The organism is Streptomyces sp. NPDC041796, from assembly GCF_055590785.1.
Genome location: NZ_JBVJAH010000017.1, coordinates 66,480 through 81,287 on the forward strand (window position 1 = coordinate 66,480; position 14,808 = coordinate 81,287).

11 protein-coding genes are annotated in these 14,808 nt (G+C 70.7%); 5 read left to right on the top strand and 6 right to left on the bottom strand.

Features of this window, described 5'->3' with window-relative positions; all coding sequences use genetic code 11:
* Positions 1-513: 513 nt before the first annotated feature.
* A complete protein-coding gene (locus tag ACZ6C1_RS28995; protein WP_469244764.1) occupies positions 514-1,536 on the bottom strand; it encodes an NADP-dependent oxidoreductase in 1,023 nt (340 codons plus the stop codon).
* Between the two features lie 100 nt (positions 1,537-1,636).
* Between ACZ6C1_RS28995 and ACZ6C1_RS29000 the strand changes: the two genes are divergently transcribed.
* Both ACZ6C1_RS29000 and ACZ6C1_RS29005 read left to right on the top strand, forming a co-directional pair.
* Positions 1,637-2,554 carry a LysR family transcriptional regulator gene (locus tag ACZ6C1_RS29000; protein ID WP_469244766.1) on the top strand — a complete coding sequence of 306 codons (918 nt, stop codon included), beginning with the start codon at positions 1,637-1,639 and terminating at the stop codon, positions 2,552-2,554.
* Positions 2,555-3,359: 805 nt separating this feature from the next.
* Positions 3,360-4,784 carry an MFS transporter gene (locus tag ACZ6C1_RS29005; protein ID WP_469244768.1) on the top strand — a complete coding sequence of 475 codons (1,425 nt, stop codon included), beginning with the start codon at positions 3,360-3,362 and terminating at the stop codon, positions 4,782-4,784.
* 83 nt (positions 4,785-4,867) lie between these two features.
* On the opposite strand, the gene ACZ6C1_RS29010 is transcribed toward ACZ6C1_RS29005, so the two are convergent.
* Entirely contained in the window at positions 4,868-6,715 is a 1,848-nt protein-coding gene (locus ACZ6C1_RS29010) for a glycoside hydrolase family 15 protein (protein ID WP_469244770.1), read from the bottom strand.
* 1,232 nt (positions 6,716-7,947) lie between these two features.
* Positions 7,948-8,271, bottom strand: a complete 324-nt coding sequence (locus tag ACZ6C1_RS29015) for a hypothetical protein (protein WP_469244772.1) — start codon at positions 8,269-8,271, stop codon at positions 7,948-7,950.
* Between the two features lie 1,124 nt (positions 8,272-9,395).
* On the opposite strand from ACZ6C1_RS29015, the gene ACZ6C1_RS29020 reads away from it, so the two are divergent.
* Genes ACZ6C1_RS29020 through ACZ6C1_RS29030 form a run of 3 tightly spaced genes read left to right on the top strand, consistent with a single transcriptional unit; the run spans position 9,396 to position 13,000 of the window.
* Complete coding sequence (locus tag ACZ6C1_RS29020) at positions 9,396-9,833, top strand: hypothetical protein (RefSeq protein WP_469244774.1); 438 nt, start codon at positions 9,396-9,398, stop codon at positions 9,831-9,833.
* Positions 9,834-9,848: 15 nt separating this feature from the next.
* Positions 9,849-10,850, top strand: coding sequence for an NB-ARC domain-containing protein (locus tag ACZ6C1_RS29025; RefSeq protein ID WP_469244776.1), 1,002 nt, complete (start codon positions 9,849-9,851; stop codon positions 10,848-10,850).
* 35 nt (positions 10,851-10,885) lie between these two features.
* Positions 10,886-13,000 (top strand): WD40 repeat domain-containing protein, encoded by a 2,115-nt coding sequence (locus ACZ6C1_RS29030; protein ID WP_469244777.1) that lies wholly within the window; start codon positions 10,886-10,888, stop codon positions 12,998-13,000.
* 393 nt (positions 13,001-13,393) lie between these two features.
* Here ACZ6C1_RS29030 and ACZ6C1_RS29035 read toward each other — a convergent pair whose 3' ends face one another.
* The 3 genes from ACZ6C1_RS29035 to ACZ6C1_RS29045 all read right to left on the bottom strand — a co-directional run bounded on the left by ACZ6C1_RS29035 (position 13,394) and on the right by ACZ6C1_RS29045 (position 14,494).
* The gene (locus tag ACZ6C1_RS29035; RefSeq protein WP_469244779.1) at positions 13,394-13,579 is read right to left on the bottom strand and encodes a hypothetical protein; all 186 of its coding nucleotides are present in this window, start codon (positions 13,577-13,579) and stop codon (positions 13,394-13,396) included.
* A 490-nt stretch (positions 13,580-14,069) separates the two neighbouring features.
* The gene (locus tag ACZ6C1_RS29040) at positions 14,070-14,246 is read right to left on the bottom strand and encodes a hypothetical protein (RefSeq protein WP_469244781.1); all 177 of its coding nucleotides are present in this window, start codon (positions 14,244-14,246) and stop codon (positions 14,070-14,072) included.
* On the bottom strand, positions 14,243-14,494 hold the full coding sequence (locus ACZ6C1_RS29045; protein WP_469244783.1) for a hypothetical protein: 252 nt from the start codon (positions 14,492-14,494) through the stop codon (positions 14,243-14,245). The genes ACZ6C1_RS29040 and ACZ6C1_RS29045 overlap by 4 nt, the downstream gene beginning before the upstream one ends.
* Positions 14,495-14,808 lie beyond the last annotated feature (314 nt).

A 14,808-nucleotide genomic window follows, 5' to 3' on the forward strand; every position in this document is an offset into this window, starting at 1 on the left:
CCCGTGCCGAAGCCGCATCGGCGCCGTTCCGCTGCCCCGGCTCCGCCCTGGCCCGTCGTCCCCGTTGTTGCGCCGGGACAGGGCGGTCACCTTGCTGCTGGCGGGCCTGCGTCGTCGCGTCCGATCCGGTGCTGTGCTGTGCCCGCAATGTCGGATGCGGCTCGGGCCCGCCGCTCGCCCGCGCACTCCCGTCCGGTCGGCCGCCCGCCGCCGCCCGGAGGGCTTTTGTCGAGATGAGGCATCAGCGTGTCGGTGTTGGAGCCCGTGCAGAGGGGGCCACAGCGGTATCCGGCGCCAGTCACGCGCCCCGATCCGCCCCGGATGCGACGCCGCCCCCGCCACGGTCCACCCGCGTCCGCAGTTGCTCCTGCCACGGTCTCACCCCGCCTCTGCAGTCGCGCCTGCACCCGCCCCCGCCCCCGCCACAGTCCACCCGCGTCCGAGCCGCCCGCCCCGTGGTTCCGATGGCGCCGCTCCGCGCCCTCAGGTTCTTCGGCGAAGGCGAAGTGGTGATCAGCTCACGTGCGCGGCTTGCGTGCGGTCCCGCACGATGATCTTGCCGGTGTTCTGGCCGCGCAGCATTCCCAGGAACGCGTCCGCGATGCGCTCGAACCCGTCAACCACGGTCTCGTCCAGAGCGAGCTCACCACTTTGCAGATGCGGTACGGCGAACTCGTACAGCTCCTCTTGCACATCACGGTAGTTGCTGACCAGGAACCCCTCCATACGGAGGCTCTTCTCGACGATGTCCGCGTAGTTGAAGCGCGGCGGCGGCGCGTCGGGGGTGTTGTACTGGCTGACCGTGCCGATGCGGACGATGCGCCCGAACTCGCGCAGCGCTCCCACCGCGGCGGCCAGTTGCTGGCCGCCGACGTTGTCGACGAACACGTCGATGCCGTCCGGTGCGACCTCGTCGAGCAGGTCGGCGGCGGGCCCGTCGTGGTAGTCGAAGACCGCGTCATAGCCGACCTCCCGCCTGAGATGGTCGGCCTTCGCCGCCGAGCCCGTGCTGCCCACGAGTAGTCCGGCACCGAGCAGTCGTGCGAACCGCCCGGTGGCCGTGCCGACCCCACCCGCCGCGGCCGACACGAACAGGTCCTCGCCCTTTTGCAACCGGGCAATCCTGGTGAGGCCCACATAGGCGGTCAGGCCGGTTCCACCGAGGGTGCTCAGGTACGCGGTCAGGGGCACGCCGTCGAAGCGGGGCAGCCGCCGGATCTCGTCGGGCGTGACCACGGCGTGCGTGCGCCAGCCCTTCCGGTGGAACACGATCTCGCCCTCGGCCAGGCGGGGTGTGCGCGACGCGATGACCTGCCCGATGGTGCGGCCCTCCAGCGGTGCGCCGAGCGCGAAGCCGCCGGGCACGTCGTCCATCATTTCGCGGTGATAGGGGTCGACGGACCAGTAGAGGTTTTTCACCAGCGCACTGCCGGCCGCGGGGTCCGGAAGCGTGGACTCGACGAAGGCGAAGTGCTCGGCGGTGGGAAAGCCATGAGGGCGGGAGGTCTGGTGCACGGTGAGCGCGGTGTCGTTCATGATCGAACCGTAGGACGGGAATGCGCCCGGCGGGGAGCCGGTTGGGCTCATGCGACACCCCGTTCCATGAGCAGTTCTCATACATTGAGGTGAGCGCCCCGTGGCCCGCACGACCGACTCCGATCTCGCCCCGCACGAACTGCGCGTCCTGGTGGCGGTCGCGGACACCGGAGGCTTCTCGGCCGCGGCCGCGACAATCGGCCTGACGCAGTCCGCGGTCTCACACTCGATACGCGGCAGCGAGAAAAAAATCGGTGCCGTCCTCTTCGAACGCGGCCGCTCCGGCGCCCGCCCCACCCCCGCAGGGGAGAAGGCCGTGGCGTACGCCCGCCGCATCCTGCGCATGCTGGACATCCTGACCGCCGAGGCGCGCGGTGCGGCCCGATCCGACGTGGTGGAGGGGCCGCTGCGGATCGCGGCCTTCCGCAGCGCGGCTCTCCACCTGCTGCCCCCCGTCCTCCAGCGGCTGCGCGCCCGGCATCCCGCCATCGAGCCGAGGGTGCGGATCGTACGCGAGGTGGGGCGCGGCAGCGCGGGCGAAGTAGCCGACGGGAAAGCCGACATAGCCATCGCCACGCTGGGCGGCTCCCTGCCACTCGTACCGGACCTGGTCGCGAAAGGACTCTTCGAGGAGCCGTATGCCCTCGTGCACGCGGCGGGACACGCCGCTCCGCGTTCGCTGCCGCTGGTCGACTGGGCCGAGAACTGCGGCTCGTACACCCGCGACTGGTGGGCTGCCCAGGAGTGGATCCCGACGGCGACCGTCGAGGCCGAGGACGACGGAGCGGTGCTCTCCTTGGTGAGTGGGGGCCACGGAATGGCGATCATGCCCGCGCTCTCCTTGGTCGGAGCGCCGAACTCGGTCGGGATAGCCGATCTCGGCCCCGAGCGCCCGACACGCCAGGTCGGCTACGTCACCACGTCCCAGCTTGCCGGATCCGCTGTCGTGCGCACCTTCGTGAGAGAACTGCGGGCCACGGTAACCGGGGGCGTGAGTTTCCCCGGCTGCGAGGCGTGACGGCCCGGCCGCACGCAGCGCCGCCCGTCCGCCGCCCGTTGGAGAAGACGGCCGTGGCTGCGTCGCCGGCCCGCGTGGTCCCGCCGCCCGCCGTGCTGTCACGGAGGTCGCGCCTGAGTACCGCCCCGGTCGCGCCCGGCCGCCCAGACCGGTGACTGCCCAACCGCTGGTGGACAGGAGGTCGTCCTGCGTCGATGAGGCATGGCTGGCTCCGTCCGGGCTCCGATCCCGGAGCGTCCTGCATCACCGCAGAGCCGCATGCAGATCGACCCTGGACTGCGGGTTGTCATCCGCCCCAGTGGCGCCGGCGGGCCGCAGACGGCTCGCAACGTCCTGATGCGACGACCACGTCTTGGTAGGGCGCGTTCGTCCATCTCATCCCAGGTCACTTCCTCCTCGTACTCGAGGAGGGGCTGTCCGTCACCATCGGTGAATACGGAGAAGGCGACTCGCTGAAGCAACCTCTCCCAGATGCCGTGCAGCCGACCCGAGCGAGTATCGCTTGTGCACCGGGCTGAGCCGGTGAATGATCCCGGTGACCACCGGCCTATGGCCCCACCACCGGCCACGCCGCTCGTTACTCACCGGCCGCACCGAAGTCACTCACCAGCAGCAATGGCTCCAGGACCGCCCATCCCTCCCGCGGTAGTCGTTGCTGACTTCCTGTCAGCGCGCGCCTTCGGCCCCACGGCGGTTGTCCATGCGACGGTCGTGGTGGCGGTTGCGTTCGGTCAGCACCGGGCTGTTTGCGGACGAAGTCGCAGCTCCTCAGGGCATCGAACTCGGCGGATGGGCAGGTGGCGGGATGGCGGGGACAGCAGCGGCGGGATCCGGAGGAGGCCCGGTCGGGGCACGGCGGGTGCTCGCCCCGCTGGCGTTGGCCCAGTTCATCTGCAGCTTCGCGGGATCGAACATGAACGTGATGATCAACGACATCAGTGAGGACCTGGACACCACGGTGCAGGGTGTGCAAGTGGCGATCACGCTCTTCCTGCTGGTGATGGCCGCGCTGATGATCCCTGGTGGCAAGCTGACGGACAAGTGGGGGCGCAAGCGCTGTCTGCTGGCAGGGCTGGTGGTCTACGGGGCCGGGGCGGTGCTCAGCGCGGCGGCGCCGGGGCTGGGTGTGCTGATCCTCGGGAACTCGATCCTGGAGGGTGTGGGTACGGCGCTGCTGATCCCGCCGGTCTACATCCTGACCACGCTGCTGTTCACCGATACGGCGTCGAGGGCACGGGCGTTCGGCGCGATCATGGCGATGGGCGGGATCGGCGCGGCGGCCGGTCCGCTGATCGGCGGGCTGATCACCAGCGCGATCAGCTGGCGTGCGGCGTTCGTGTTCCAGGCGCTGGTGATCGTGGTGATCGTGCTGCTGAGCCGCGGGATCGACGACCCGCTGCCGCCCGACCCGGCCCGTCCCTTCGACACGGTCGGGGCGGTGCTGTCGGCGGCGGGACTCGTCCTGCTGGTCACCGGCATTCTGGCCGTGGACAACAACGGCTGGCTTGCGCTGGCACTGCTGGTGGCCGGCGCGCTTGTGCTGGCGGGCTTCCTTGCCTGGGTGCGTGGGCGGGAGCACGCGGGGCGGGAGCCGTTGCTGTCGACCAGCCTGTTCCGCAACCGCACCTCGACCTTGGGTCTCGTCACCCAGAACACCCAGTGGCTGATGCTGATGGGCGTCTCGTTCACCGTGGCCGCCTACCTGCAGGTCGTCCGCGGCTACGACGCGATCCGGACCGGCGTCATCTTCACCGCCGCGACCCTCGGCATCCTCACCTCGTCCCTGGCCGCCGAGAAGCTGGCCCGCCGCCGCGCCCAGCGCACCCTGATCATGGCCGGCTTCGCCGTGACGATCGCCGGAATCGCGGTGCTCCTCGCTCTCGTCGCCGGATCACCCAGCGCCTGGGCATTCGCCCCCGGGCTGCTGCTGATCGGTCTGGGGCTGGGGGTGATGCTCACGCCGTCGGTGAACGTGGTCCAGTCGTGCTTCCCCGAGGAGCGGCAGGGTGAGATCTCCGGCCTGTCGCGCAGCGTCTCCAACCTCGGCTCCTCGCTCGGCACGGCGGTCGCGGGCACCATCCTGGTGTCGGGGCTGAGCAAGGGCGCGTACGCGGCGGCGATGGCGGCCCTTGCGGTCATCGGCCTGGGCGGCCTGGCAGCCGCCACCCTGCTCCCTCGCGCCCACCCGGCGGCAGGTGCCGGTGCGGAGGGACCGTTGGGCACGCCGTAGGCGCAACCGAGCGGCCGCGTCACCGCCCGACGAGCCCGGGCCCGGCCCAGGTGACGGGTGGTGCGGCCGGCACGGGCCGATGCTCAGTGGGTGCCGCGTTCGGCCCGGTCGAGCTCCTCGTCCAGGGCGATGGCGGCGTCGATCAGCGCGAGGTGGGTGAAGGCTTGGGGGAAATTGCCGAGCTGCTCGCCGGAGGGGCCGATCTCCTCGCCGAACAGGCCGACGTGGTTGGCATAGGTGAGCATCTTGGAGAAGGCGTAGCGGGCCTGGGTGAGGCGTCCGGCCCGGGCGAGCGCCTCCACGTACAGGAAGGAGCACAGGTTGAAGGTGCCCTCGGAGCCACGCAGGCCGTCGGGGGAGGCGGAGGGGTCGTAGCGGTAGACGAGGCTGTCGCTGACGAGTTCGCTGTCCATGGCGTCGAGGGTGGTCAGCCAGTCGGGGTCGGTGGGGGTGAGGAAGCCGACCTTGGGCATCAGCAGCAGGGAGGCGTCCAGGACGTCGGTGTCGTAGTGCTGGACGAAGGCACGGCGCTCGCTGTTCCAGCCCCGGTCGACGATCTGCTGCAGGACGGCGTCTCGTGCGCCGAGCCAGCGGGTGAGGTCGCCCGGACGGGAGTGGGCGGTGGCGAGTCTGACCGCGCGGTCGAAGGCGACCCAGGTCATCAGGCGGCTGTAGGTGAAGTTCTGGCGGCCGCCGCGGGTCTCCCAAATGCCCTCGTCGGGCCGGTCCCAGTGGTCGACCAGCCAGTCGACGACGCGGGCGAAGGCTTGCCAGCCGCGGAGGCCGCCGATGTCCTCGGCCTGGGCGAGGGCGTAGGCGGCCTCGCCGTAGATGTCGAGCTGGATCTGGTCGGCGGCGGCGTTGCCGGCCCGCACCGGGGCGGAGCGCCGGTAGCCCTCGAAGTGGTCCAGCACCTCCTCGGTCAGGTGCGGTTCGCCGTCGACCCGGTACATGATCTGCAAGGGTTCGCCCGACGCGGTCCCGCCCGCGTCCAGGCGGTCGCGCAGCCACCGGCGGAAGGCGTTCGCCTCCGCTGTGAAACCCAGGTCGATCAGGGACCGCACGGACAGGGAGGCGTCGCGCACCCAGGTGTAGCGGTAGTCCCAGTTGCGCTCGCCGCCGATCTGTTCGGGCAGCCCCATGGTGGCGGCGGCGATCGGGGCGCCGGTGGGGGCGTAGGTGAGGAGCTTGAGGGTGATGGCGGAGCGGGTGACCATCTCGTGCCAGCGGCCGCGGTAGCGGGAGGCGCGCAGCCAGTCCAGCCAGAACGCGGTGCACGCCTCGAACTCGTCCAGGATGGCCTCGACGGCGGGGACAGGACCGCCAGGACGGCCGCTCAGAGCGCCAGTGGCGCCGGTTTCGCAGGTCAGGACGACCGCGGCGCGTTCCCCGGCCCGCAGGGTGAAGCGAGCGGAGACGTCGGTGCCGTTCGTGTGCAGGGCGATCGGCGCCGTGACCTGCAGGTGCAGGTCCGTGCCGGGCCCCCGGAACAGCACGGATCCGTCGTCCAGGTGCGTCAGGTCGTGCGAGGCACGGCCGTAGTCGAAGCGGGGCTGGCAGATCAGCTCGAAGGGCATGCTGCCGCGCACCACCCGCACGGCCCTGATCAGCCGGTGCCGGGCGGACGGCGTGGTCGACGGGTCGGGCGGCATGAAGTCGACCACTTCGCCGACGCCGTCCAGGGTCATGAAGCGGGTGATGAGGACGGCGGTGTCGGGGAGGTAGAGCTGGCGGACGGTCGCCTCGTCGCCGACATCGGCGGCGAGACGGCAGTGGCCTCCGCGGTCGCTGTCCAGAAGGGAGGCGAACACGCTGGGGGAGTCGAACCGGGGCGTGCACCACCAGTCCACGGTGCCGTCGGCGGCGATCAGCGCCGCCGTCTGCAGGTCGCCGATGATGCCGTGGTCCGCGATCGGGGGGTAGTCGTTCACAGCGCCTCCTCGGCTGCGGCGGCAAGCGCGGAGCGCCTCACATCTGCAGCACCAGCACGTCCGCCAGGTTGCCTACCGCGTCTGGACGACCCGCGACGACCGGTGCGCCGACCGGTCTGCCCCCATCATCGCGGCGCCGGGCGCCCCCGGCCACTCCTGGACGCAGAGCCCGGTCGACCGCACCGCAGGACCCGGCAGATTTTCTGCCCCGCAGCAGAAGATCTCCAGCAGGCGCTGCTGCCGACCGGCGCCGGGCGAGAACAGCGTTCAGGAGGCGGACCATGGTCGAAGAGCACGCCGTGAGGATCGTGGCTGGCGCCGACTGCTCCCGGCTGTCACGCAAGGCCTGCGGCGAGCACTGGTCCAGGCCCCGCGGATCGGTGCGCCGCCGTTGTCGAGTGGGGCCCACTACGATCCGGGCTACGCGCGGCGGTGACGTCGGGCATGGCGGCGCCGTCGCTCAGGCCGAGCAGCCGCATGAGGTGAAGGGGATCCGGCGGTCTGGCGCCACTCGTAGCGCCGGTTCTGGCGGAACTGAACCGGCTCGTGATGCTCGGTTCGGGGTGGGGGCAGACGTCGAGGTAGGGAACCTCGGGAACACAAGCCGCCCATTCGGCCGGGGGCCGGCGGACCGCCCGCACGTGCGCAGACACCGATCGCTGCCCGCTCGGGGGCGATGTCGACCGTGTGTGGGCCGGTGAACGGTCCCGCGCTGCGTACAGTGTGCGACCATGCAGGGCCAGGGAGTCGACACCACACAAGGACCCGAGGCGATGCCCTGGTCGTGGAGGGGCCCGTCAGGCGGACGGTCGGTTGGTTCGGCGGTCTGTTGTCCACCATCCGGTATCACTCGTGAGCGCAGTACGTCGTGGCGTCGTCCTTGACCTGGTCGGTCACCGCAGCCGTGGTCCTCCCGTCTCGCAAAGAGGCCAACATCCAAGAGAAGCGCGCCGAGGTCCAGGCCACCTGCACCTACGATCCGGACTCTTGATGGGGCGGTTCGTGTCAGGGATTCCAGGGCCCCGACCGGTACCGAGTCACGGTTTCAGCGGAAGGGCTCTGGCCCGACCACGCGGTACGGGCTGTGCCGGCCCGGTCATTGAACGGAACAACTGGTCCGCCTTCGAACCGAACACGCAAGCCCAGCCCCGTGCCGATGGGCCCCGTGCCCTCAGTGGAAGCGCCCCTGGCTGCCGATCCGCCGGTATCGAAGGCTGGTGCGGGGACGGTGGCTAGAATCCGGGCCCCGGGTTGCCGCCGCGCTTGAGGCATTCGTTCGCGGCGTCGAGCCACTCGCCTGCCGGTTCGATGATGTGCTCGCGCTCCAGACCGGAATCCACCTTTCCGTCAGCGGGGCGGGCGTCGTCGGCGATGTCGCGGGCCCGCTGGCACGGATCCGATGATGGGCCGGACAGCTCAACGACAGCGCCGACGACGCTTAGCGAGAGGGCGGCGGCTGCCGCCCAGGCCATCATCAGGCCTGCGGTCCGGTCCTGGATGAGACGCGGCAAGTGGCGCTGCCAGCGGAAGTACGGGATGGGGTTCCGGCTGTTCACGGTGCTCCTATCAGGCGACATGGATGGAGCCATGGACGGCAGGCTCAAGCTGCCTCCCGACCCACATTCCCAGCGTCGCACTGACCGTGACGACTTTTCACCTTGCCGGTACGGACGCTCGGAACGGCCAGGTGGGGCGGCTTCACGGCAAGGCGCATCAGGCGGCGCGGTGGGGCCTGGATGACGAACGCCACGTTCTCGTCATCCATGTTTCTGCCTTTGCCGTCGGTGCCGTGGGAGACGAAGTGGTGGTGCACAGCCGGGGCCGGCTCGGGGGCCACGTCCAGATCGGTGTGACCGGCCGATCAGGCCAAACCGCACAGACTCCATCAGCCCGACGTCGAGCGCCCAAGGCTGTTCTCATCCGGCGCCGCCGGTGAAAGGTGCTGCCGGCTCCACGCCCGCCAGTTCCGGTTGGTGATGCTCCAGGACAACTGTCGACCGTTGACGGCGCGGCCACCAGAGGCCGCGGGCAGTGCTGCTGCCGACCGCCACCGTTATGTCATCGGCGGCGGAGCGTGCGTCCACAGGAGGCGTCTCCAGGTGGTGGGTCGAGCACCCAGGCGCCGGCTTGCGCCGCGGCACAGGGGCGGTCTGCCGCCGGCCGTGACCAGCGCGGGCAGTTGTTGGACACCGGCCAGGTGCCGACGGGGGCGCGATGACCATGTGCGGGTGATGCTCGGTAGCGGCTGGGCTCACCGCCGGGCGGTCGTCCGACTGCCGTGCGCGGCGCGCCGCCGCCGTAGCGCACCATCCCGCGCCGGCGTTTCGTCGCCCCGCAGCCGCCTTCACTCAGCCCGATCGCGAGCTCCAAGGCCCACGATCAGTACCGACTACCCGAGGCGCGTCCCGGAAGGTCACTTGCACCGGACCAAGGTGCTGAAGAGCCGGATGCCCGGCCCCGCATGCCGCTCCCTCCTGTCGAGGGCCTCGTCGAAGGCATGCCTCCTTTCCCGACCCCGCGCAACCGATCGGCGCGTGCCCGATTCGCCCCATCACGCCCTGCCCCGTGGAAAAGGGCGGTAGCCTCCGTTGTCGGTGGCGTGCCAGCCGGCACCTTCGGGGTGTCTGCCGGGAGGTGACCGCACACGAGTGTCCGAACGGAACGCGGCGGGGGTACTGACGTGTTGGACGAAGCGCTGACGATGCTGGCGGCGGCGGGTGGCACCGCTGTCGTGCAGGCCGCGGGCACGGAAGCCTGGACAGGGCTGCGCCAGGCGGTGGGCCGGTTGTTCGGCCGCGGCCAAGAGGAGCACTCGGGTCGTACGGAGGAGTGCCTCGGCAGGACGGCGGCAGCGTTGGAGTCGGTGGGTCAAGAGGACGCGGAGCAGGTGCGGTCGCAGCAGGCCGTTGCCTGGCAGACTCGCTTCGAGGACCTCCTGGCGGGTGTGGACGGCCAGGAACGCACTCTGGTCGTGCACGAGCTGCGAGCGTTGGTCCAGGAGTACACACCGGGCCCGGCGGCCGAGGGCGGCGTGTCCGGGAACACGTTCAACGGACCCACGGCCATCCAGTTCGGCAACCACAACCGGCAGGTCAACCGTTTCGGGCCAGGGGCATGACCTCATCCAGACCGGGTGTACGTCTTCGGCATGGGCCGGGACGTGCGCCACAGGGCCGACATCGCCAAGAAGGTCTGCGAGGCCGCGCGCTTCATCACCGACGACACCACCCCTTTCGGTGATCCGGATCTCGCCGGTGCCCACCTGGGGCGCCTGCTGGACCGGCACCGCGAACACCGCTTCCTGCTCGTGATCGACGACGTATGGGAGACAGAGCAGCTCGCCCCGTTCCTGACCGGCGGGAGTCGCTGTGTGCGCCTGGTGACGACCCGTCGCCTGGAAAGTCTCCCGCGCGGCGTCCAGCGAATCCGCGTCGACGAAATGTCCGAGGAGCAGGCACGGACGGTGCTCACCTGGGAGCTGCCGCCACTTCCCGGCGAGACGGTACGGGGATTGCTGGCGGCCACCGGTCGCTGGCCGCTGCTGCTGCGCCTGACCAACCGTGTGATCGCCACCCAGCTCGATTCGGGTGCCGAACCCGCGGCAGCAGCTCACGGCGTGCTGGAACAGCTGGAGGGGAAGGGGCCTGCCGCAGTGGACGATCTGGCCCACTTCCCCGGCTTCTCCCAACCGGACGACCCCGAACTGCGAAGGAAACTGCTCGATGATCCCGAGCAGCGCAAGCGACTGGTGCGAGCGAGTGTGGAAGCCGCGACCGGACTCCTGCCCGTGCAAAGTCAGCGGTGTCTGGCCGAACTCGCGGTCTTCACCGCGGACGAGGCGGTACCCGTCTCTCTCGCGGTCACGCTGTGGCAGGCCACCGCCGGGCTCGATGACCTTCGGGCACGGCAACTGTGCAAGACGTTCCACGACCTGTCCCTCCTGACCATGGACAAGGCCGACGGAGGCCGGCTGACCCTGCACGACGTTATCCGCGACTACCTGCGCCATGACCTCGGGCCGGAACGCGTCACCGAGCTGCACCACGTGCTGCTCGACGCCGTGGCGGCCACTCTGCCCCCACCCGCGAACGCCGTGCCCCCGGGCCCCGCCACCGGGCCGCGTGGTGGGAGCTGACGGACGGATACCTGCTCGATCACACCATTGACCACATGATGGCGGCCGGGCACAGCGATGAGGCCGAGACCGTGGCCTCCGACCTGCGCTGGGTCGAGGCCCGGCTGAACCGACGAGGCCCCCTCGCCCCATGGAGCGACCTCGCCCGGATTCCCGCTCCCGGCGCACGGGCACGGGCCCAGGACCTGGCCCGTGCCATGCACCTGCTCGAAGCAACCCAGCCCGCCCACGCCCTCCGCGCGGTCCTCCGCAGCCGCCTCAAGCCCCTTTCCGCCTGGCACGATCAGGTCACCGCACAGGAACGCCGCCCCGGACCCCCCGTCCTGGTCAATGCCTGGCCCCCGCCGGACATGCCCGACCCCCGGCTCCGCCGCACCCTCACCGGCCACCTCGGTGAGGTGGCCGCCATGGCGATCGAACCCGGAGGAGCATGGCTCGCCACAGGCGGAGGCCACGACGGCACCGTACGCCTCTGGGACAGCACGACCGGCCGTCGACTCGCCACCCTGGAGAGCCCCTCCGGCCGCGTGAGCGCGGTGACGATCGCCCGGGACGGCGCCTCGCTCGCCGTCGGCCACGGTGACGGAACCGTGCGGATCTGGGACCCGGCCACGGGACGGAACACCACCACCCTCACCGGCCCCTCACGCCCGGCCAACGCAGTGGCGCTCGCCCCCGACGCCGACTGGCTCGCCGTCGGCCACGGCGACGGCACGGTACGGATCTGGGACCTGGCCACCGGACGGAACACCACCACCCTCACCGGCCACGCCGGACCCGTGGTCACGGTGGGGGTCGCCACCAACGGCGCCTGGCTGGCCACCACTGCCCACCACGACGGCACCGTACGCATCTGGAACACCGCCACCTGGAAGTGCGTCGCCGCGCTCGGCCGCGATCCCTGGGTGGAATCGGCGACCATCGCCCCGGACGGCACCTGGCTCGCCACCACGGGCGGCACCGGTACGGTGCGCATCTGGGACACGGAATCCGGCCGTGTCACCCGTACCCTCACCGACCCGGCGGGCCGGGTGGTGGCCCTGGTGATCGCGCCCGACGGCACCTGGCTGGCCACCACCACCAGCAACAACGAGCACGACGGCACGGTACGGATCTGGGACCCGGCCACGGGTGAGAACACCGCCCGCCTCGGCTGCCCCGGATGGGTGCACGCGATGGCGGTGGCACCCGACGGCACCTGGCTCGCCACCGGTTACGGAGACGGCGCCGTGCGCCTCTGGGACACCGGCGGCGACCGCACCGCCCCTCCTCCCACCGAACGTGCGGGCTGGGTCAACTCGGTCGCGATCGCCCGCAACGGCACCTGGCTGGCCACCGGCTACGTGGACGACAAGAACGTCGTACGCGTCTGGGACCGCGCCACCGGCCGGAACACCAGGACCCTAGCGGGGCACACCGGCCGGATTCACGCCCTGGCGATCGCTCCCGACGACACCTGGCTCGCCACCGCCGGGGGCGACCACACCGTACGGATCTGGGACATGAAGACGGGCCGGAACACTGTCGTCCACACCACCGACGGAGGCGTCGCACACGCGCTGGCGATCGCTCCGGACGGCGGCCGGCTCGCCGTCGCCGCCGACCGTCGCGTTTGGATTCACGACCGGGCCACCGGCCGGAACGCCCCCGTCGTCATGAGCCCCAACTCCCAGGTGCGTGCTCTGGCGATCGCGCCGGACGGGACCTGGCTGGCGACCGCCGGCTACGGCGACGGCGCCGTCCGGATCTGGGACCCGGCCACCGGCGTGAACACCACCACCCTCACCAGTCACAGGGCGGGCTGGGTTCAGGCGATGGCGTTCGCGCCCGACGGCACCTGGCTCGCCACCGCAGGGGGCGACGACGACGAAGTACGCGTGTGGGACCGGGCCACGGGCGAGGTCGTGGCCACCCTCACCGGCCACTCGGGCCACGTGCGCGCGGTGGCGGTCGATCCGGTCGGCGCATGGCTCGCGACCGGTGGCGACGACGGCACGCTACGGATCTGGGACGCGACGACGGGACGCCCCCTGACCATGATGCGCGTCGATGGTCCGGTCTACGCCTGCACCTGGTCACAGAACCGGCGCCACCTGGCGGTGGGCGGCATGGGCGGGGTGTACCTGTACGAGTTCCGCCCCGGAACGTAGCCCCGCCGGACCAGGTGCGCCTCGCTGGTCTTCGAACCGGTCGACCGTACTCAGCAATGCGGCGCCCGAGCTTCGGGTCGTGGCCCATCGGGACGCGCCACATCCGGAGGCGTAGGTCCGTACCGGACCCTTCCGGGACGCGTCCATGCCGAGGTGGAGGTAGGGTCGGGAAATCCTCGACCAGCCCCGCCGCCTCCTCTGAACTGAGCTCTTCCCCTGGGAGTTCGTCGCCGACCTGTGCTCGGCTTACGCTCGCTGACGCTCGGGGGGCAGGAGACCCCCGGTGCCCCCGACCTGGTGATGGGTCGGTGCGGCCGTCGGTGCACAGGCGCCGATCTATCACCGTTTCCTGAAGGTCCCGTTGCTGTAGCAAGGTGCTCGCGCCTTGAGGTTCTAGGCCTCCAGTGGATCTTCCATCTGTTGGCCAGGGACCTGTCGGCGGTGACTCGCTGCGGCAGTGTCGCCGGCATCCACGACGCCGTTGTCGGCCTTGTCTCCAATCTCAAGTGCCGCCTCGACCTCGACGGCGACCTCGACGAAGTGCCGCGCCTGATTGTCGCGATCGATGAGGCCAACCACCGTCGGGCAGCACGCCCGCTACGGGGAGACGTTCCGGCACGAGGAGGACCCGAAGACGTCCCCGGCCGTCACCGGCTCGAGGTGGCTCGCCGGCGGGCCGTGCGGCCCGCGCCCACGTCGTCCAGTACGACGGCGTGCACGAGACGCAGGCGGTCCTGTTGAATGACGGCGAAGTCGGCACCTGGCTCGCCGAGCCTACGAAGGCTGACCTTCAGCCGGACACACTGCGGGCCCCTCAGTGGGATCAGCCATCTCCCCGGGGCCCGGCTCGGGTTCGCACCGTCCACCGACACTCGGAACCCGCCGTCACGCGGTGCCGGGTGGGGCGCCTCAGCACCTCGCGACTTGCGCCGGTCCGAGCCCCGACCCGCCCGCGCGGTTGCGCTGCGGAGCTGCTGCTGCCGCGGGTTCGTTCCCGCCAACGCGAAGTCCCAACCGCGCTCGGTAAGGGACAGCGAAGGGTCGGAACACCGCCTGTTTACCAATCGTCCTATGGGGTTGCCGGGGTGTCCGTCCAGGTGGCCCGGCCTTCAATCTGCGCGTTGTCGATGTGGGCGGGTGGCAGTTCGGCCACGATCCTGCCTTCGAACGTCGCGCCCGGGGACAGCTCGCCGACGGAGCAGGTGATCTTCTCAGCTGTGCCCTCGCAGGGTGAGGTGAGCGTCACGGGTACGGTGGGCGTGACTCGGTGGTGACGACGACGTCGGCGGCCGCGGTGTCGCCGTGATTGGCAGCTGTCCACTCCCAGGTGATGCGCTGCCCGTCCCTGACCGGTTCGGTATAGATGAGGTCCACGGCAGCCTGGAGAGCAACGGCGGGTGATCGTGTCATCTCTGCGCTGGCCGGCCCAGGGGTCGCCAGTGCGATGGCGGGCATCACCAGGGCCAGCAGTGTGGCCGGCATCGTCTTACGCATGGGTGTGCAACCTCTCCGACAGCGGCCCGGCCTGTCAGCCGGATGGCACGCGGCTCAACGAGTCGGACCGGCTGAGGAACGATCCCTGCTCCTGCTGCCCCAGGATGCGGAGCCGTCGGCGCGCGGTCACCGACCCGGCACGCACACTGCGGAGCAATTGCCCGCATGGCTCGCGCATTTCGCGCGTGATGTCGCATTGGCTCCGGAGGCCACACCGGTTGAGATGCGCGCCGGCGTTGAAGAGCACTCCGCCCAACGTGGTGATGCCGTAAAGGCGCATCTCACGCCACTCGCCCTGTGTGAGCACTGAGGTG